The following is an 18,393-nucleotide window of genomic DNA, read 5'->3' as shown; positions in this document are numbered from 1 at the left end:
GGTCGACCCGGGCCGGTGAGGGAAGGAAACCGGCGGCGGAAGCAGCGACGGAATGGTGAACTGTCCTCACTCACGGTTCACTCACGTACTCAGGTCGCCTGGCAGGCGGGGGTTTCGATGGAAGCGGGGCGCGACGCGGTGACCATGGACCAGGCCGGCGAGGACTTCGCGGCCGAGGTCGCCTACTGGCGCGAGGTCCGCGGCATGTCGAAGAAGTCCCTCGCCGAACTCATGGGCTTCCACCCCTCGTACATCAGCCACGTCGAATCGGGCTGGCACAAGCCGACCGAGGACTTCGCCCGCCGCGCGGACGAAACTCTGAACGCCGGGAAGGCGATATGGCGCCGGTGGCGCGACTACGAGACCGCCAGAGCCCGCGGGGCCAAGGCGGCCACCGGCGCCGTGAGCTCGCCGCCGAGGCGGAACGAGCAGCCGTACGCGGGCGGTTCGGCGATCGTCGTGGAGCACGACACCGCCCGGCTCGACTATGACGGCCGCTCCTACCGGCTCACCATGCGCCGGCTCCTGCGCAACACCGGTTCGGAGCCCATCACCCGCTACCTGATCCGTATCTCGGTCGACCGCTATCCCGGTGAGCCGGAGCGCTCCAACGCGCACTACCGGGCCAACCCGTTGACCTGGGACGAATTGGCATTGGACGCGACCTGCCGCGGAGAGAAAATGCGCTGGCAGGCCAAGCACGACCGGGACGCCTTCAAGGAAGTCTGGCTGTTATTCGACAACGACCGTGGCCGCTTCCCGCTCTACCCGGGTGAGTCGGTGTGGATCGAGTACGCCTACACCGTCAGCGACGACAAGTGGGGCCGCTGGTTCCAGCGCGCGGTACGGCTGCCCACCGAGCACCTTGAGGTCGAGCTGGCGTTTCCTGCGGTGCTCGACCCGGTCGTGTGGGGTACGGAGACCTCGATGACGGCCGAGGCATCCGCTCTCAGGTCCGCCCCGAGCCGGCGCGAGGACAACCAGATGTCCGTCTTCACCTGGTCGACCACTCAACCCGTACTGCACGCCCGATATCGTCTGGAATGGCGATTCCGGGCCCGACCCGAGTCAGACGCGACGGAAGGAGAGTCCAGGTGACCGACGTGCGGCCCAGTGAGCAGATGCGCGCCCTCGGCGTCCTTCAGCAAGGGGCCGTGGCCTTGACCGAACCCGCTCGGCTCTTCGCTCTCCCCGCCGAGCGGGAGGCTGCGGAGGACATCGTGGACAGGCTTCTCGCGTCGATGGAGCGCATCGCGCGAGTTCACCCCTTCGCGAAGGGCATGGGCATTGCCGCCCCCCAGATCGGCATCGGCAGGGCCGCGGCCATCGTCCAACCGGCCGAGGAAGGAGCCGGCGCCATCGTGCTGCTCAACCCGCGGATCACCGCCGCCTCCGACCGGGCCGACGAGCAGTACGAGGGCTGCCTGTCCTTCTTCGACGTCCGCGGCATGGTTCCCCGCCCGCTGGAGATCACCGTCGAGGCCACGACACTCGACGGCACTACGACGACCGAGGTCTATGAGCAGGGCCTGGCCCGGCTCATCGCCCACGAGATCGACCACCTCAACGGGCACCTCTACCTGGACCGTATGCGCCCGGGCGTCGACCCGATCCCCGTTGAGCAATACCGGCAGACCGGCAGGGCCTGGGCGTACGACAGCTGACCTTTTGACCTGCGTCGGCATACCAGCTCCATGGCACGACCTCTCAGCCGGACGGATCGGTCTGCTCTCCGCCCGGAACGGATGTCACGACGTAGACGCCACTGCCCGGCGCGGTCTCGCGTGAGGCCGCCTGTATGAGCGAGGCCCATCGGGCATTCGGCCATCGGGTCTCCTCGTCCCACCGGATTGCGACGAGTTCGGCTTTCGCGAGTTCGGCCCGGCGCAGGTCCGCCGCAGTGAAGTCGTCCGCGGCTTCCTGGAGGAGCCTGCAGGCCAGTTGCTCCTCCGCCGGCGGGAGAACGCTTGCTCCGGAGAGCACCACGGCCAAGGTGTTGGCCAGATCGCTTGCTTGCGCGAGGTCACGGCCGCGCTCGTTGTGGCGTGCCGCGGAGATCATGAGGGCGAAGTCGAGAGCGAGGCTGAACGACGCAGCCACCAGGATGGGCCCGAGGGCTTCCTGCTCAGTCGCGGGATCGGGCTTGCGGAACGCTGACAGGAGGGCGGTCGCCTGCTTGGCACCGACGGCAAGGGCGTTCGCCAGAGCCGTCCCGCGAGCGAACCGGCTGTCCCGTGTCAGGCTCTCGGCGAGATCGCGCGCTGTCGCCAGGGCGCCGCGGCGCTCTGCGTCGGTGGGCCGCTGTTCCAGGGCGTCGACAACATCCCTCAGCACCTGGCGTCCTCGAAGTCGTTGCGAAGGCGGTGCGTTCCTCCAGCGGTTGGCTACGTCGAGGAGGTTCGGGACAGCAGGTGGCGGGTCCTGGGAAGGGGCAACGTCCTCCTGAGCGCCAGGCTTCACCTCAGGTAACCGAGGTGTGGCCTGATCGGAGGCGGTGTCCTGTAACGGTTCGGGTGCTCCGAAGCGGGCTGCGAGCAGGATGGCGTCGCCGTCTCGCCAGTCCTCGCCGGAGATCTCCACAAGTCTGTCGCAGAGATCGTGCAAAGGCGGTTGCGGGCCGGCGCCCACCGCGGCCCGAACATGTCGGACCAGTTCGCCCCTTGCGTCAGAAGTGTGGTGTCTGGCGTCCCGGAGAAAACCATCGGTGAACATGAGCAATGTAGTCCCTGGGGGTGCTGGCACCTCCATCTCGTCCACCGGACCTTCGGCTCCGGCACCGACTGATCCCACGTTGTCCGGTGGTCCGAGCACCTTCGGTCTGCCTCTCCCGTCCACAAGCACCGGTGGTTCGTGGCCGGCGGTGGCGATGGTGAGGGTCGCGGCATCCGGGTCGTAGGCGGCTATGGCGAGGGTTGCCATCACGTCTTCGAACAAATGGGCCTGCCGGAGAAGGCGCTGGATGACGGCTCGCGGGCGGACGCCGAGACCGGCGAGCCCCTTGACGTACGCACGCAACTGCCGCGCGGTTGCGCTACGACTCGACGGCAGGTCCACCGCGGTACCGATGATGAGCACCGCACGGTCGTCCCGCAGCGCCACGACATCGAACCAGTCGTTCCGGCTTCCGTCCCGCCGATAGGCATGCTGCCAGCGGACCGCTACCTCGGCGGCGGCGGTGGGTTCGAGGTCGCCCGGCGGATCCGCTTGTTCCACGGCGCCGGGCGGCAGACTTGTCGGAGACGTCGTGGCCTCGGACAAGGGGTCGACCAGGAGCGGGGGGGGCATGTGGCGCTTCACGATCGCGTCGAAGCCGGGATCGCGCGCCAGCTCGCTCATGGTTGTCACGGTGAACCCGGAAGGTTCCCGTCCCGTGACGATGCCGGTGAGCAGAGCACCGTGGCAGACCGGGGCTCCTAGTACGAACGGCTCCCAGAACTCCCGTCGCCCCAGATCGGCCGAGAGGTCCAGCCGGTGCCCCGTCCTGGCCGGATGAACGGTACCGATGAGCGGGTGCTGAGAAGCGGTCCGTACTCGCGTGATTGGGAAGATCTCGCACGGGAGTGCTTGTCTTCCCCAAGTCTCCGCCCAGCGTGGACGAACCGACGAGTCCGTCCAGGGCTGGGGGGGACCGGCCGGGTCGGGGTGGACATCGGTGTCGGTCTGTAGGAGTGCCGCCCCCAAGTCCCTGTGCGCCCAAAGCACACGGCAGTCGATCCAGTCGCCGGCTGTCAGCACGCCCCGCTTCGCCGTGACCCTGATCACACGCGAATCCCCCTCCGGAACGCGGCGCGAGGTGGTGAGGACCAGGCGCGGTCCGAGCAGGATGCCGGTTCCGACCGGCCCAAGCCGACTCCCGGCGAACAGCTGTTTCGCACTCTGGAAAACCAGGACGGTCTGGCTGTCAAACCAGCGCCGTGGCCGCCATTCGGCTTGCCGCACGTAGATCGAAGCCTTCAGGGCATCGGCCGGCCGGACGTCGTTTCTCACGAAGGCGAGCACGGCGGCGAGCGCCGCAGTGTGAATCGTCGAAACCCGCAAGTAGGCGGGGCTGTGGCCGAGATCCCTGGGGGCGGGGAGCGTCGCGATCTCACTGGGATGCAGGTCCAGGATCCGGGCAAGGCTCTCCGTTGCCTCGCGGAACAGAGCGAGTTGCTGCTCGGGTGTATTGGCCAGTGGCTTGAGCGCATGGGTCGTGACGGGGACACCGAGCAGCCCGGAGGCCTCGTCGCTCAGCCGCTGCCACCAGGGGTCCTTGGCGCGGGCAAGGAGAAGCGTTCTCACTCGGCTGCCATGGCGTCCCGAACGGAGATGGTGGAGCAGCAGGTTCAGCGTCTGCGCAGGCCATGCGTCGGCGTTGTCCAGGATGACAAGGAGCTGGTCGGCCGGTGTCGGGTCCGCGGTGCCGTCCGCAGTGCCCGTTGCGTCCGGCTCAAACGCTTGCCGCACGGTCCAGCCGGATGCCTCGCTGTCGCGGGCGAACTCCACGGCCAGTCGCGACTTGCCGTACCCGCCTGGTGCGTTGATCAACAACACCGACATGGCTGTTTCGGGCGCCCCTTGCCGCCATTCGGAGAGCATAGCCATCTCGGCCAGCCGCCCGGTGAACGGCACGGCCCCATACCGGGGATGAAGCAGCCGCGCGGGCGTGGACGGCAGAGGTGAGGCTCCGGGCCGAGAGGTGTTGTCCGCGAAGGGCGTCAAGTGGACAAGCCGGTACGCGGGTCGGCGCCGCCCTGGTATCGGCAGCTCTGCCGGTTCGTCGGTCGGCGGCTGACCGGGGTCCGCAGGGTCCAGCCCTGTCGCCCCCGCCGGTATGCCGCCTTCAGCCTCGCCTTCGAGCCTGTCCGCTTGCCGTCCCGGTGGCTGGTCTGCCGCCGCGGCTACGTCCGTGCTGCTGATGCCCAGCAGCCGGAGCGTGGCGGCGGACGCACGGGCGAAGGGCTGAAGCGCGGCGGGCAGCGACTCGGGTGCGCGTGGGTCGTGCAGGACCGCGGCCAGACCGCGCGGGCTGTCCAGGTGCACGGCGAGGTGCTGATCGAGGCTGCGCAGGGTCTGCCAGGCGTCGTGCGTCGTCAGGTGGGCCTGGAGAGTGGCCGAGGCCGGCGGGCGCCAGGACATGAAGGGGTCGTGCCCGGGCCTTCGCGTGACGGTGAAGAGCCCGCTGGTGAGGACTTCGGCGATATCGGAGATCTGTGCTTCGGGCACGGAGCGGTCACGCAATACGTGGAGCAAGGGAATGGTGATCTCGGGGAATTGTGAGCACAGGACGGCAAGCCGCACCGCGGCGGCGGGCGCGGTGCGGAGGAATGCGTCGGCGAGTGCCGCCGGGTCACTTTGCACGGCGGTACGGCCACCGGGCTGCGGCAGACGCCCCGAAGGAGGGATCAGGACCGCGTCGCAGCCGCGTGGATCGGCACGCATCAGGGTCCGTCCCCATGAGCCGAGCGCATGGGGAGTGCACGCCGCCACCGGCAGCGCCTGCCAGCGGCTCGTGTCCTCGTGGCTGATCCGCCTCCGCAGGCGTGCCGGCGGCCGGAACCGCAGGGAGGCGTTGCAGTCGCCCGGCCGCCCCGCCGTGACGCGAACCGCCGGCAGGTTGAGAGCCGAGCGTCGCCACAGCCGCTGGGGAAGCGGGTTCACCAGAAGCACGGGGACCTTCCGGCCCCAGTCCGCGAGAAATTGCCATGGGCCGGGTCGGAGCCAGCCCTGGGCCACGCAGTCGGACACGACCACGACCAGCCGTCGGCCGTGGGCCCCGCCACCGCTGTGCGGGACGCGATCGGGATGCACCTCCCGCTCCTGGTGGTCGATCAGCCGGGGCTGCCCGCTTTCCCACGCCAATCGCCACTTGCGCACGCTTCGGAACGCACCCAGTCCTTCCAGCACACCGGTCAGCGCGTCGGCAGTCTCCTCCCACACGGCCATCGACAGTGAGCCGTCCACCACGAGCACCGCTTCGAACCATCGTTCGGGGGCGGAGCCGAAGACAGGTACCAACGGTCCTCCGCGAGCGTAGTGCTCGACCGTTGCGTCGATGTCGAGTTGCTGTGCGGTCCCATGCAACCAGGGACGCCGTAAGGGCTGAAGCGCTCGGCTGACGGCCACTGCCCCCGGGAGCGGGTCGGCCCGGCCCAACGAAAGCGGGACGCCCCGGATTCGGGCACTGCCGTCCGGGTGTGTCTCCGAGACGACGGAACTCGGCATGCCGGAGCCCCCGGTGACCGGGTTGTCGTGCTCCACCGCACCGCCGTTGTCGACAGGCGGTGAGCTGCCCTCTTCCTCGGGATCGGTGGGTGGGGCGTCGCTGGTTTCGGATGCGGTCTCGTCCGCTGAACGGGCGGTGGCCAGCCACAGTGCGTCGGCGATGACCCGCGGGTCCGTGCTGTCCGGGGCGACGGCGCGGCACGCGGCAAGGAGACCGGTGAAGGAATCAGGCATGGGAGAGCTCACGGAGCAACAGTTCACGCAGTCCGTCGCGCTGCTCCCCTTGCGGAGCGTCGTCACCTGTCAGCAGGACGACCGCGTTGAGGAGCTGGTCGATCGCCAGACGGTCACCCCGGCTCACTCGGTCGGCGAACTCCTCGATCAGGTCTCGTGCACCGTCACCGTCGCCGGCGCTTCCAAGGTGAGCGCGGACGATTGTCTCCAGCATTTTGACGGTGATGGGCGGCATCGCATACCTGATGCAGCGCCGGTAGAAGGCAGCGGGAAAATCACGTTCGCCGTTGCTCGTCAGCACGATGAACGGGAATTGTGTGCACCGCACCCTCCCGTCCTCGATCACATGTCCCTCTGCGCCGGCCCACTGCCGAATTCCGACTTTGGGGCGCCAGTAGCGGACGAGTTCCGGGATTTCGTACTCGCCGCGTTCCAGGACCTCCAGCAGGTCACTCGGCAGGTCGAGGTCGCTCTTGTCGATCTCGTCGATGAGCAGCGCACGTGGCCGGTCCGCGGGCAGAAGCGCGGTGCCCAGCGGGCCGAGTTGCAGGAAGGGGGCGATGTCATCCTGACTGGGACGCCGACCAGGGCCTCGTGTTCGTGCCCCTGTGCGCCCGAGGGCGGTGCGCAGGTTCTGAGCGTGGATACGGCCGAGCGCGTCGTAGCGGTACAGAGCCTCGTGCAGGGTGCTGCGCGAGGTGATGTGCCAGCGTAGTACGTCACCCAGCGCGAGTTCGTGGGCCACCTGCTCGATGACGGTTGACTTCCCCGAGCCGGCGGGACCTGTGATCAGCAGCGGGCGCCGCAGGTGCAACGCCGCATTGACGGCGTCGACCAGCCCGGGCGGCGCCTGGTACTGCTCGTGCTCCGACCTGCGGGGGAAAACCCGCCACGGCGGTGGGCTCGCGATCGGGGTCCGTCGCTGCTCACCGTCTCCGCGGTAGTACGGGCTCCACGTCACTGCTCCTCCTCGATGGCGGCCACGATCCGGTTCTCGAACGGGCGGCAGAACTCAAGCCATGCTTCGTCGTGCCAGACGGCACGTACATCTCCCAGGCACAAAGTGCAGTCCTCATGGGTGCCCCAGCGCGCACGGTAGGCGTCGGTGAAGGCGTGGGGCAGCGTGTACCAGGATTCCTTGACGAGCTCACGTAGGCGGCCATTGTCGCGGCCGGCGTCCGCTCTCGGCCACAGGACGATCGGTATGTAGGGCAGCAGGAGTTCCAGCGCGTCATCCAGGCCCGTCGGATGGTGGTCGACCCCCACCGCGGCCGGGTAGCCGCCTGACATCAGTTTGTGTTCAAGCCGCGCTTGATCGTTCAGCAGCACGGAATCTATCCAGTCCACCGGGACGGGCCAGCAGCCGGCAACGGCCTTGAGCGCCTTGCGCGCGGCGTCGTTGATCTCGGCGCTGCCTTCGGCCGGGTCCATCCTGCCGCTCCAGCGCATGACGACCGAGTGGTACGCGCCCAAGAGGAACCGACCGATCTTCTCCTCTTCCGGACGCCATTGCGCCAGCAGATGGGCGGGCGCTGCCACATCCACGTTCACCAGCATGTCCGGTGAGAGCAACTGGCTGCGGGCCCAGGCCAGTGCCTCGCCGATGGCCCTGCCCACGCCGGCACGGTCCGCGTTCTCACAGCCGAAGCTGTGGTGCAAGGGCACTGGGGACTGTCCGCCGAGCAGCCAGGCGTCGAGCTCCTCGGGCCAGTCGGTCCATGCGCCCGCCAGGCTGATGACCAGGCGGACACGATCCTGTTGCCGAGCCTGGTCGAACTCCGCCAGCGCGTCGTTGAACTCCACGAGCGCCCCATGCTGTACGGCCCACCCGGACAGTCGTCCGTCCAGGGCAGTGCTCCCGGCGCAGCTCTGGACGGCTGCCAGAAATCGCGCGGTTCCCGCCCAACGCGACCCGCTGAGTGGCCTGGCCCGTAGCGCGGCATACTCCAGCAGGTCCCGCAACAGGGCCGCACCGACGGCCCGCACCGGGTATCCGGCCAGACGTCCGGCCGAGCGCAGCAATTCACCGGTGATGAGTTCAGGGAGAGTCTGGACGAGGAGATCCGCGGTCGTCGTGCATTCCTGAAGCGCCTCCACGACCTCCACCACGCGCACACGCCACAGCGCGTCCGCTCCACTTCCTTCGCCGTCCTCCTCCAGGAAACGGCTCAGCTCGTCCAATGCGGAGCGCGACAGTCGCTGGGGCATGGTGCGCTCCCCCCGCCATGCCCCGACCACGTCTTCCAGTTCCTCCCGGCCGAGCGGCCCGACACATTCGTCCACACCGCTGCCCGCATGGCTGCTGTTGCGGGCGAGCCAAAGCCGTTCCATGGCGAACGGGTCGTTGTCGTACGTGAGGTAGCCGATGTCCTGGCCGAGGACCAGGTCGCGGAGCGCCTTGACGAAGATCGGGTCGACGTAGAGGTCCGGTCCCGCGCCCATCACCCCGCCGGTGAGCACCTCGACCACAGCCGAACTCAGCCGCATGTCCCGGGCCGGCTCGTCGGCCGAGGCGGCTGTGATCACGGCCAGCCGCGACCGCCCTTCCCGCGTCCCGCCCACCAGCCGTGCCGCGTCCGGCAGAGCTCCGAGCGCGCAACAGGTGTCGATGATCGCGATCACCCCGTCCACGCCGGCTTCGTTCGCCGCGTCGGCGAGAAGCGGGCCGACCTCCACGGCAGAACCCGTGCTCTGCGTGGTGGAGTCCGCGACCATGTAGTACAGATTCGTCTGCTGCGTGGGCGTGAACCCGTGGCCGAGCAGTGCGATCACGAGGACCGCGTTGCTCTCCTTGGCGACGAGTGCCGCCTTGTGAACGGCATTCTTGACATCATCGGGCTTGAGATCATCGCCCAACAGCAGCGACGGGTACTCTCCCGAACGCTCTGCACAGCCGCCCAGCGCCGGCGCGACCATGACATCATGTAATTTCCTGGCGGCCTCGTCGAGCCGTGACAGCTCTCCCATCGCACGGCACTGCGCGCCGACGACCAGGACATGCCGCGCTGCCGGCACGTCCGTCACTTCTTGAGCGCTTCCACGATGGGCCCTGCCACGGCCGGCTGGCAAAGGTATTTGGTTGCCGTATGCACCCACACCCCGTCCGAGTCGATCCTGCTCGTCACCGGGACCACACCGGTCCGGCTCGGCAGAACCCACTTGTGCATCTTCGGCCGGGCCACCACGATGTCGTCCCGGTCCCAGAAATTGATCCAGCGTTCGACTGCCTCAGGGGTGCGGGCCGGCCGCGGCCGGACTCGCTGCAGCACGGCGGCTCCTGTTGCCAGCGGCGAGCCCAGAGTCACCAGCAGGGCCACCTGACCGGGGTACTGGTGCAGTGCCTCATAGGCCACGACGGTGCCCAGCGAGTGCGCCACCACGACGAGCGGTCTGGACGGGTCGACCCCATGCAGCACACACCGTCTGATCCTGGCGTCCAGTGCCATGCCCGCGTCGTCCGGCTCACCACGGCCCAGGTAGCGCCCCACTTGCGCGAGTTGGCCGAGCAGGGGACGGCCGCTGACCCACTGCGCGGACTTCCGCAGCCCCGGGATCTGCAGGAACGTGGTCAGGGCCCTGCCGAGCACTCGGACGACCTCAGGAGCCCCCTGCGGTTCTCCCGTAGCCCCGGGCAGCTTCCTTCGCGCCGCCTCCAGGACCGACAAGGTCTGCTGGTCACCGGAGTCGTGAGCTTGGGCCGATAACTCCGTAATCATCTCCGCCACCAGGGCGACGAGGAAGTCGCTCTGCTCTTCGAGCCGGCCGTTGTCCCCCTGCGCACCGGGGTCCAGGAACAGCCTGCTGTAGTCGGCGAACCGCGTCTCGGCCAGCCAGTCCTGCGTCAGCCCTGACACCGCATCCGCGTGGCCCGCTCTCCGCGCGCCCTCCGCAAGTGCGACCAGCCACTCCCGGCGCGACTCGGCCGTGTCACGTACACCTCCGATGCCGTGTACGAACAGCAATTGAGCCCGGTCAGCACCACTCATCCGCCCCCCTGCACCCTCGCCGTCACCGCACGCTGCCCCCCGCGTGCGTGACAACCTCTATCAGAATGCCGTGGAGCGTGTACGAAAAACATGCAAAGCCGCACAACCGGGGTTTCCCGATCGCACCTCCTGCATCACCACACTCGTACCGGGGGCGTCACATCTCCTCCTTGATCCCGCGCCGGATGAGCCAGGAGTTCACGGGCCAGGCGGTGAAGAATCCGGCGACCATGCCGATCTGCATGAGGAACCAGTAGGCCGCCTCGTCCGGATGCAGGTGGGGGCCGGGGAAGAACACGAAGAACATCAGGGCCATCCAGCCGAAGAGCCCGACTTCGAAAGCCGTCAGCGACAGCACATCCGCCTTGGCCGCCTGGGTCAGTCCCTCGCGCAGTCCAAGGCCCCTCATGGGGGCGATGGCGAAGTACTGGAAGACGATGCCCAGGGCCAGCGCCAGGATGAAGTCACCGATGTACTCGGGCAAAAGGGCGACGCCGGCGAGGGTGAAACCGGCGCCGAACACGGCGAACTCCGCCGCGACGTCCCCCAGCGTGCAGCCCGCCCCGCAGTGGGAGACTCCCAGCGCTGTCGTCACCCACCGCGGTGGGTCGTCCGGAGGACCATGCCGCTTCTGCCAACGCGGGGACCGCACTCTGCCCCACCGCCGGTATGCCCATACGGCCACCGGTCCGAAGTACAGCGCGGTGACGGGCCACACCGCCTCCATCACCCCCATGGGCTGGCGGAAGCCACGGAGGTAGACATCCACCAGGATCCATCCCGCGCAGGCGAAGGCCAGGGCGAGAGAGCACCAGGCAACGGCGGTCAGCCAGGTCGGTGGCACCGTACGGTCGTCCTTTCCCTTGCTGGGCGGGCATGGCTCCTCCGGCGTGTTCCCGGTCAGGCGTTTCGTACCCCGAACTCCACCAGCCGGACGAACGGGATCTGCCGGCCCGCCGCCCGGTAGCTGTCCGCGGTGCCGTCACAGGGCAGGCGGAGGTAGCGGCACAGCAGCCGGGCCGCACGGGGGTGGCGCGGGGCGTACTCGGCCATCACCTCGGCGCCTTCGTCGGGGCTCAGGAAGTAGGCCGAGACATGGTGCCGGTGCCGGCCGGTCTGGATGGTGGCGCCCGGGACGTGGCGCAGGTTGCGGTACCACTGGGCCTGGGGCCCGTAGCCGGAGGCTACGGTCCAGCAACGATTGTGCGGGTCGTGGGCGACCACCTCGACGACGACCTGCCGGCGGCGTCCGGAGATCCGGCCCGTGTGGGTGAGCAACATCATCCTCCGCCCCAGGAGCGGCCCCATGCCCAGTCGGTAGAGATGGACGGGTAGGCGGGCGGCGAAGCGGGTCAGCCCCGTCGGAGGTCTGCGGCGCGGACGGGGTAGGGCTTGCGGTGACATGGTCTGCCTCCTTTGGAGCAGGGGCTTCGGGCGACGGCCTTGTTGGGTAGCCTCGAATGGGAGGATCGTCCTCCAGTAAATCTTTGCACAAGGCAAATGAGAGGGCGAGCATGTCGGCAGGGGTGGGGTCCAGACGGGCGTCCCTGGAGGCCGGGGAGCGGCGAACGGCCGACGCGGGCTCGGCGGACGGGATCGCGAGCGCCGCCCAGGCGGCCCTGGTGTCCCTCCCCTATGTCGTCATGGCCGTCGTGGTGGTGGCGGACGTCGCCGCGGGGCCGAGCGTCGGCCTGTTGCCCATGACCGCGCTGGGACCCGCGTTCGCGGGTCTTGCCAGCGGATGGCGGCGGTCCGCGTTCGTGGGACTGCTCGCCGTCGTGGCGTGCTGCGCACTGGGCATCTACGACGGACTCTTCGAGGAGAAGCGCGGCTTCACCGCGATCGCGTCCGTCGCGGGCGTGACCGTGGCCGCGGTGGTCGCCGCGATGGCGCGGCAGCGGCGGGAGGCCGAACTGGCAAGCGTGCGCTCGATCGCCGAGGTCGCGCAACGAGTGCTGCTGCGACCGGTGCCGCGCAGCGCCGGTCACCTGCGGGTGGCGGTCTCGTACACCTCGGCGGTGGCCGAGGCGCGGATCGGTGGTGATCTCTACGAGGTCGTGGCGTCTCCAGCCGGTGTCAGGGTGATCATCGGCGACGTGCAGGGCAAGGGGTTGGCCGCGGTGGAGATCGCGGCGGCCGTGCTCGGCGCGTTCCGGGAGGCCGCGTACGACGAGCCCGACCTGCCGGGTGTGGGAGAGCGGGTGCGGCGGACGGCCGAGCGGGTGGTGGACGAGGAGAAGTTCGTCACCGCGGTGATCGCCGAGATGCGTCCCGGCGCCGCGGCGAGCGTCATGAACTACGGCCACCCGGCACCCATGGTGGTCTCGGCGGACGGCGGGGCCTCCTTCCCGGAACCCGCCCAGTACGCGGTACCGCTGGGCCTGGGCACCGGATCGGACGACGCCCCGGTGCCCTTCGAGGTGCCCATGGCGCCGGGTGACCAGCTGCTGCTCTACACCGACGGGGTTACGGAGACGCGCGATGAGAGCGGCGGTTTCTACCCGCTGGGGAACAAGGCGCACCTTCTGCTGGCGGTCGACGCCGACGACGCGCTGGAGGCGCTGCGGGCCGACCTCGTACGTCATGCGGGCCGGCCGCTCCACGACGACGCCGCGATGCTGCTGCTGCGGCACCGCGAGTGGAAAGGAGCAGACGGCCTGGCCCGGCCGGACGCCGCTCGTCCGGCGGCATCGGACATATAACAGAGCTGCTACAAAACTTTTGGCCTAAGCAAATTTTGCCTAGGCTGGGCTTCGAGGGACGGGACGGTCCCGGGGATGCGGCTGGAAGGAGGGCTCGTGGGGAAGCCGGCCAGGACGTCGTACCGGTCGGGCGGGACTTCTTCCAGCTGCCCCGTCCGGCCAGGGTCACCAGCCGAGGTGCCGGGGTGCGGCAGCGCGTACGGACGGCTCTGACCCCGCCTCGGTGAACGCGCGCAGCGCCCGGACCAGGTCCTCACGCCGAGGTGGGTCCATGGCGTCCACGATCCGCGCGATCTCGGCGCGCCGGCGCTCGGTCGCCCGCGTGACGGTCACCCGGCCCTTGTCGGTCAGTGAAATGCTGCTGGTGCGCCGGTCGTTCGGTGCAGGGGCGCGGGTGACCATGGCTGCGATCACCAGCCGGTCGATCATCCGCATGGCGGTCGAGGGCTGGACGTCCAACTCGGCGGCCAGCAGTGACAGGCTCAAGGAGCCGCGTGTGTGCAGTGCCACGAGCATCCGGAACTGCGGCAGGGTCAGGGATTCCTCGACCGATGCCAAGGACCGCGCGGAAACCGCGACCAGCAGCCGCGACGCGGTCAGCAGCGCGTTGACCATGGTGTCCGCATCGTGCTCGGAGCCGGCGCTTGAGTCGACCATGGTCCATTTCTACAGCCTCCGGGAGCCGACGCGTGGGCGCACCTGCCTCCCACGATGCCGACCGGAGCGCCCTAACCGTCGGTTTCCGTCCGGAGACGACGCAGAGCGTTTGTAACGCGGCTGTTCGGAACATCGAAAAGGCCGCGGTCAACCGCCGGGCCGAACAACACTCTGCGTGCTTCGGCGGGCCGGAGCCGGCACAGGAGCTCGATCGCGCCGGAACACGACTCCCAGCGGCCTGCGGGCGTCTGCTGCACCAGACGCACGAGCAGCCGTACGGCGTCCTCCTCCGCGTTCACCTCAAGCAGTGAGCGCGCCACGCCCAGCACATCCCACAGATCGGCCGGGTCGGCTTTCGACAGTTCACGCAGCGCGTCAAGGCCCGCTTGCCGGTCACCGGAATCAAGGAGTTCCCTGGCCGCCCGGTAGCGGATCTCCCGGTAGCCGGAGGCCGTGAGCAGCCGCATGATCTGCTGAGCACGCTTGTCGCCGACACGCTGTAGGATCCTTGCCAGGGCCATCGCAGTGTGATCGTCGACCGAGAGCCGGCCTTCCAGAAGCGTATGGCAGGCCCCGGATACCTCGCTTTTCCTGCCCAGTTCCCAGAGCCCGTCGGCCAGCATGATCCACGCGGCGAGCGCCATGCCATCGGCCTCCGGGCCGGCGTCGCCCTCGGCGCGGGCCACCAGATCCCGCACCGCGGGTGCGGGATCACCGGCGTTCGCCAACGCGAGCAGAGCCGTCACCCTCGCGCGCCCCGTCGTCATGGCAACGGCCCGGTCGGCGATCGACCTCGCGTCGTGCGTGAGACCCGCCTCCATATAGCTCGCGACAATTCCCCCTATCTCCTGACCCAACTGGTCCACGCCTCGGCTGTTGTCCGGAGCGCAAGCGGCGAACAGGTCGTCTATGGCCGCTGTGGCCTGCGTGTGCGCGCCCACCCGCAGCAGAACCGAGATCTCTCGCGCGTAGAGCCGTTCGCTTCCGTACGCGGGAGGCGAGACGAAGGAGAGCGCGCGGGCGGAATCGCCCACCGCAACCGCGGCGTCGGCGGCGACGAAGCGGCCCCAGGCGTCGTTCGCAGGCAGAGCGAGCCGGTCGAGGAAGTCGTTCACCAGCGGACGGGCACCGGCGCCGAGCCGGGAGAGCTTGTGGGCGACCAGAACACGCACGTCGGACACGGGGACCCACAGCGAACCCCGGGCCGTGGCCTCGGTGTACTGGGCCCATCCATCTGTGCTGAGCAGAGGGCGTGTCATCTCGCGGAGCAGACGGAGGCCGAAGAGGCGGCCGAGCGCGACGGCGGCGTCTGTACGGGCGGCAGGCGGAAGTGCTCCGTCCTGGGCGGTGGCGAGCAGTGCCTGTCTGGCGCGCTCACGCCGGGGCTGCGCGGCGACGATCCGGCAGAAGGACTCACCGTTGAAGACCGAGCGGGCTCTTTCCACAAGCCGGTCCATGATCTGTTCCGCCAGGAGCTCGGTCGTGCCGACGCCCTCGGCGAGAAGCCTGCCGGCAAGCGCCGCGTGGCGGTCCACGAGGGTACTGTCACCGTCTATGGCGATGTCTCCTGCTTTGAGAGCCAGGGGATCGAAGGCGTCGCTGGCTGCGAGCAGCTGCCGCAACAACCTCTCGGCGGCAGTGGCGTGACGCTCCGCCCAGCAGGCGATGGTCAGGACGGCCTGTTCCTGGCCCTCGCTCTCCAGTGCCTGCCGCAGCAGGGGATCGGCACCCGGCAGTCCGCCCGTCCAGTCGTCCGGTAGCTCCCCGGCCGCCTCACGGGCGGCAAGGTAGTCGGCGAAGCTGCGGTGTGCCCACTCGATGGTGCCGGTGGCCTCGTCGTTGCCGATCAGCCCGGTGCCGGTCAGCAGGGTGCGTACGAGGTCGGTCCATCCGACGAGGAACGCGGGCAGTTCCGGCACGTGGTTGCGCGTCCAGGACTCGGCCAGGTCCAGCAGTGAGGCGTTGCCCGTCGGCGTCCGGCTCGCGAGATGCTGGAGCAGTAGGCCGCGGTGGCCGTACAGCCAGTCGGCCGCGGGGCCGTTGACGCCCACGGCGAGGGCTGCCACGCGGAACGCTGCCCGGCGCTCGCCCTCGCTGTCCCTGCCGGTGAGCAGGTAGGAGACGAACTCCCGGTAGAGCCCGGGCCGCCCGGAGGGCAGACCTCGCCCGTCCGACTGGCGGAAGACGGCAAGGGCGATGGCCGCGAGCAGCGGAGTCCTGACCAGTTGACGCAGGCCACTGGCCTCGGTCTGCCTGAAGAACTCCTCGACCTGCTCGTCCGCGGTGGCTCGGGTGCCGCTCCCGGGATCGGGCCCGGCGAGCCAGCCTTGCGCGAGAAGGCGCAACTCCTCATCCCGGAAGGGCATCAGTATGCAGCGGCCGAATCCCGCGTCCCACAGTGGTTCGAGTTCCCCGGACGCCGGCGGGCGCGTGGTGACGATCCAGCGGAACGGGCTGTCCGGGCGGGCCGCGTCCGCGGCCACCGTGTCCACCACTCGCGCACGGTCGGCCTGGTCCGGGATCTCGTCGAGCCCGTCGACCAGGAGCAGCCAGGGGTCGGCACCCGGCGACCGTTCGAAGAAGTCGGTGGGCAGCTCACGCGCGAGCCGGACGCCCAGACGCCGGTACACCGATCCGCGCAGGAGTGACGGCAGCGGAGCGTCACCCAGCAGGTGCGCTGCGGGCACAACGACGCCGACTCCTGGTATGTCTGCGAACGCCCTGCTTCGCGAGCGGTCGTGCGGCGAGTCGTCGGCGAGCGACCCCGCCAGGTGGCGGGCGAAGGTGGACTTACCCGCGCCGGAGGTGCCTTCGAGCACCAGGTGACGGCAGGAGAGGAGCGCCCGGGCCGCGGGCAGCCGTTCGGATCCGGCATGTGTGGTGCCGCTCCCGTCCGCCACCGCCATGGTGACCGTCTGCTCGACGTGGACCTGATGCCGCCCGGAGCGCGGACGGCCGAGACGGTACGGGCTGGTCCCTGCGGCGGCCCGTTCAGCCGCCCGCAGAGCGCGCAGGCCCTCCCGCCACCGCAGATCCGGGTCCGGCGGCGGCCCGACCGTGGCGAGCCCCCCACGGCTGGGCAGACCGATGAACGCTGCGAGTTCGTGGAGGCGCGCCTCGCTGAGTTCCGCGTACCAGCGGTCCACCCGGCCGGCGGCCAGTTCGCCGGGTCCGTCGGTGGCGTGATGGCGGAGGATCAGCCCGATCACATACCCGTTGCTCCACACAGCGGCGCCGGACATGCCTTCCCACGGAGAGGCAGACGGATCCGGGTCGTGGTCCGGGGCCCTCACGCGCAGCGACAACGTCCCCTCGCGCAGGTTGGACCACGGGCTTGCGACAGCCAGGACGTGGGCGGAATCGCGGTAGAAGGACGTGGCCGGCGATCCGGCGGCATCGGGAGGGTCCTGCCTGATCTTGTGGCGGGGGAACCCCATCGCCGTGCACGGCAACCCGCCGTCGCGTCCGCCCACCCGCGCATACCGCACCGGCGCCACGCGTTCCTCAGGACGGTCGGTCCGGGCGATCACCAGTACTGCCACATCGAGTGAGAGCTCACTCCACGCCACGGTTGCGCCTGCCGTCCACTCCCCTGGGCGGTCCGCTTTGAAACGGACCCGTACCGCCTCCTGGCCGCGTACGACATGAGCTGCTGTCAGAACGACGCCTGCGCGCACCAAATACCCGCTTCCGCGCCGGCCGATCGCTTCCTCCGAGCCCTCCACGATGACTTCCGCAACCCGGTCCGGGTCCAATCCGGACTCGTCGTTCTCCCACCGGCCCATATCCGTGCGCCCGGCCTACGGCCGTATCCCGATCGCCGCGCTATCGCTCACCGTGAACGGCACCTCCCGAGACTTCGGGTCGCCTGCCGGTGGCCGCGACCTTGGGCTCCAGCGTCAGCTTGATCCGCTGCGTAGAAGAGCCGGACACCTTGCCTTCCGCGCCACCGTCGACCACCCAGAAACGGACCTTGGCACCAGCACCGGCTTCCCTGGTGATGGCGACTGCGACCTCCAGCTCGATCGGGCCCAGGTCAAACCGCAGTGCCTTTCCCGCCCCCGCCAGGACCGCGGCGTCCAACTCGCCTCTGAGTTCCTCGATGACCTTCGCCAGCTCGATCACGAGCGCGCCCTCCCTGGACCGTACCGTCCTCACGACTGTAGCGGCGGCACGGATCGGGGTCCTCCGGAACCCGTCGTGACGGTGCAACCACAAGGACCCACGTGCCGTGCGGGCCGGCTTGCGCGGAGAGATCGGTTCCGAGCAAGCCTCTTCGGCGCGGGGAGCGGGGCGCGACAGGTTCCGAGCTGTGAGCTGGGCATGTTTGGCATGTGCAAAATTTGCTCAGAGTCAGTAATGCACATCTGGAGCAGCGGGACGCGTTGCTCGGACGGCAGTCGGGAGGAGCGGGTCGTGGCGTCGCATGAAGAGACGTCGAGTCGCGCGGACCGTGCACCTTCGGGTTGCCGTCTGCCGCTCGCGTGCTATGTGCTACTGGCGGCCCGGCAGCCTTCCGTGACGGAACTGGGTGCGGGCCCGGCGGCCACGTCGCCGTCGTATGCCGAGCAGATCGCGTCCGTACTGGCGGCGCTGGGGGTGACGGCGGG

General features: G+C 69.3%; 12 protein-coding genes. 3 read left to right on the top strand and 9 right to left on the bottom strand.

The annotated features are described in order from the left end of the window. The first annotated feature begins 117 nt into the window (after positions 1 to 117). Entirely contained in the window at positions 118 to 1,098 is a 981-nt protein-coding gene (locus HCN08_RS34840) for a helix-turn-helix domain-containing protein (protein ID WP_206319178.1), read from the top strand. Between the two features lie 56 nt (positions 1,099 to 1,154). After that, entirely contained in the window at positions 1,155 to 1,664 is a 510-nt protein-coding gene (locus tag HCN08_RS34835) for a peptide deformylase (RefSeq protein ID WP_322974660.1), read from the top strand. A gap of 43 nt (positions 1,665 to 1,707) precedes the next feature. Here the strand turns inward: HCN08_RS34835 and HCN08_RS24175 are convergent, their stop codons facing one another. From HCN08_RS24175 to HCN08_RS24150, 6 genes are all read right to left on the bottom strand, one after another. Further along, positions 1,708 to 6,438: a PP2C family protein-serine/threonine phosphatase gene (locus tag HCN08_RS24175; protein ID WP_167985344.1), complete on the bottom strand. Its 4,731-nt coding sequence runs from the start codon at positions 6,436 to 6,438 to the stop codon at positions 1,708 to 1,710. Next, positions 6,431 to 7,399 carry an AAA family ATPase gene (locus HCN08_RS24170; RefSeq protein WP_167985343.1) on the bottom strand — a complete coding sequence of 323 codons (969 nt, stop codon included), beginning with the start codon at positions 7,397 to 7,399 and terminating at the stop codon, positions 6,431 to 6,433. Before HCN08_RS24170 ends, HCN08_RS24175 begins: the two co-directional genes overlap by 8 nt. Beyond that, entirely contained in the window at positions 7,396 to 9,462 is a 2,067-nt protein-coding gene (locus HCN08_RS24165; protein WP_322974648.1) for a vWA-MoxR associated conflict system protein, read from the bottom strand. Before HCN08_RS24165 ends, HCN08_RS24170 begins: the two co-directional genes overlap by 4 nt. Continuing rightward, the gene (locus tag HCN08_RS24160; protein WP_167985342.1) at positions 9,459 to 10,424 is read right to left on the bottom strand and encodes an alpha/beta hydrolase; all 966 of its coding nucleotides are present in this window, start codon (positions 10,422 to 10,424) and stop codon (positions 9,459 to 9,461) included. Before HCN08_RS24160 ends, HCN08_RS24165 begins: the two co-directional genes overlap by 4 nt. A 157-nt stretch (positions 10,425 to 10,581) precedes the next feature. Next, a complete protein-coding gene (locus HCN08_RS24155; RefSeq protein WP_322974647.1) occupies positions 10,582 to 11,019 on the bottom strand; it encodes a DUF4396 domain-containing protein in 438 nt (145 codons plus the stop codon). Between the two features lie 305 nt (positions 11,020 to 11,324). Next, on the bottom strand, positions 11,325 to 11,732 hold the full coding sequence (locus HCN08_RS24150; protein ID WP_322974646.1) for a nitroreductase family deazaflavin-dependent oxidoreductase: 408 nt from the start codon (positions 11,730 to 11,732) through the stop codon (positions 11,325 to 11,327). Between the two features lie 335 nt (positions 11,733 to 12,067). Between HCN08_RS24150 and HCN08_RS24145 the strand changes: the two genes are divergently transcribed. Beyond that, the gene (locus tag HCN08_RS24145) at positions 12,068 to 13,126 is read left to right on the top strand and encodes a PP2C family protein-serine/threonine phosphatase (RefSeq protein ID WP_240970401.1); all 1,059 of its coding nucleotides are present in this window, start codon (positions 12,068 to 12,070) and stop codon (positions 13,124 to 13,126) included. A gap of 165 nt (positions 13,127 to 13,291) precedes the next feature. Here HCN08_RS24145 and HCN08_RS24140 read toward each other — a convergent pair whose 3' ends face one another. The 3 genes from HCN08_RS24140 to HCN08_RS24130 all read right to left on the bottom strand — a co-directional run bounded on the left by HCN08_RS24140 (position 13,292) and on the right by HCN08_RS24130 (position 17,908). Next, on the bottom strand, positions 13,292 to 13,783 hold the full coding sequence (locus tag HCN08_RS24140; RefSeq protein ID WP_167985338.1) for a MarR family winged helix-turn-helix transcriptional regulator: 492 nt from the start codon (positions 13,781 to 13,783) through the stop codon (positions 13,292 to 13,294). A 71-nt stretch (positions 13,784 to 13,854) separates the two neighbouring features. Next, positions 13,855 to 17,568: a serine protease gene (locus HCN08_RS24135; protein ID WP_167985337.1), complete on the bottom strand. Its 3,714-nt coding sequence runs from the start codon at positions 17,566 to 17,568 to the stop codon at positions 13,855 to 13,857. 40 nt (positions 17,569 to 17,608) lie between these two features. Next, positions 17,609 to 17,908, bottom strand: a complete 300-nt coding sequence (locus HCN08_RS24130) for a trypco2 family protein (RefSeq protein WP_167985336.1) — start codon at positions 17,906 to 17,908, stop codon at positions 17,609 to 17,611. Between the last annotated feature and the right edge of the window lie 485 nt (positions 17,909 to 18,393).

This window comes from Actinacidiphila epipremni (assembly GCF_012034175.1).
GTDB lineage: Bacteria > Actinomycetota > Actinomycetes > Streptomycetales > Streptomycetaceae > Actinacidiphila > Actinacidiphila epipremni.
This window is presented reverse-complemented; position numbering and strand designations above follow the sequence as displayed.

Coding starts and splice junctions, on each gene's coding strand:
- HCN08_RS24175 (WP_167985344.1), bottom strand. CDS start 6,438: ATGCCTGATTCCTTCACCGGTCTCCTTGCCGCGTGCCGCGCCGTCGCC.
- HCN08_RS24135 (WP_167985337.1), bottom strand. CDS start 17,568: ATGGGCCGGTGGGAGAACGACGAGTCCGGATTGGACCCGGACCGGGTT.
- HCN08_RS24140 (WP_167985338.1), bottom strand. CDS start 13,783: ATGGTCGACTCAAGCGCCGGCTCCGAGCACGATGCGGACACCATGGTC.
- HCN08_RS24160 (WP_167985342.1), bottom strand. CDS start 10,424: ATGAGTGGTGCTGACCGGGCTCAATTGCTGTTCGTACACGGCATCGGA.
- HCN08_RS24145 (WP_240970401.1), top strand. CDS start 12,068: ATGGCCGTCGTGGTGGTGGCGGACGTCGCCGCGGGGCCGAGCGTCGGC.
- HCN08_RS24150 (WP_322974646.1), bottom strand. CDS start 11,732: ATGGGGCCGCTCCTGGGGCGGAGGATGATGTTGCTCACCCACACGGGC.
- HCN08_RS34840 (WP_206319178.1), top strand. CDS start 118: ATGGAAGCGGGGCGCGACGCGGTGACCATGGACCAGGCCGGCGAGGAC.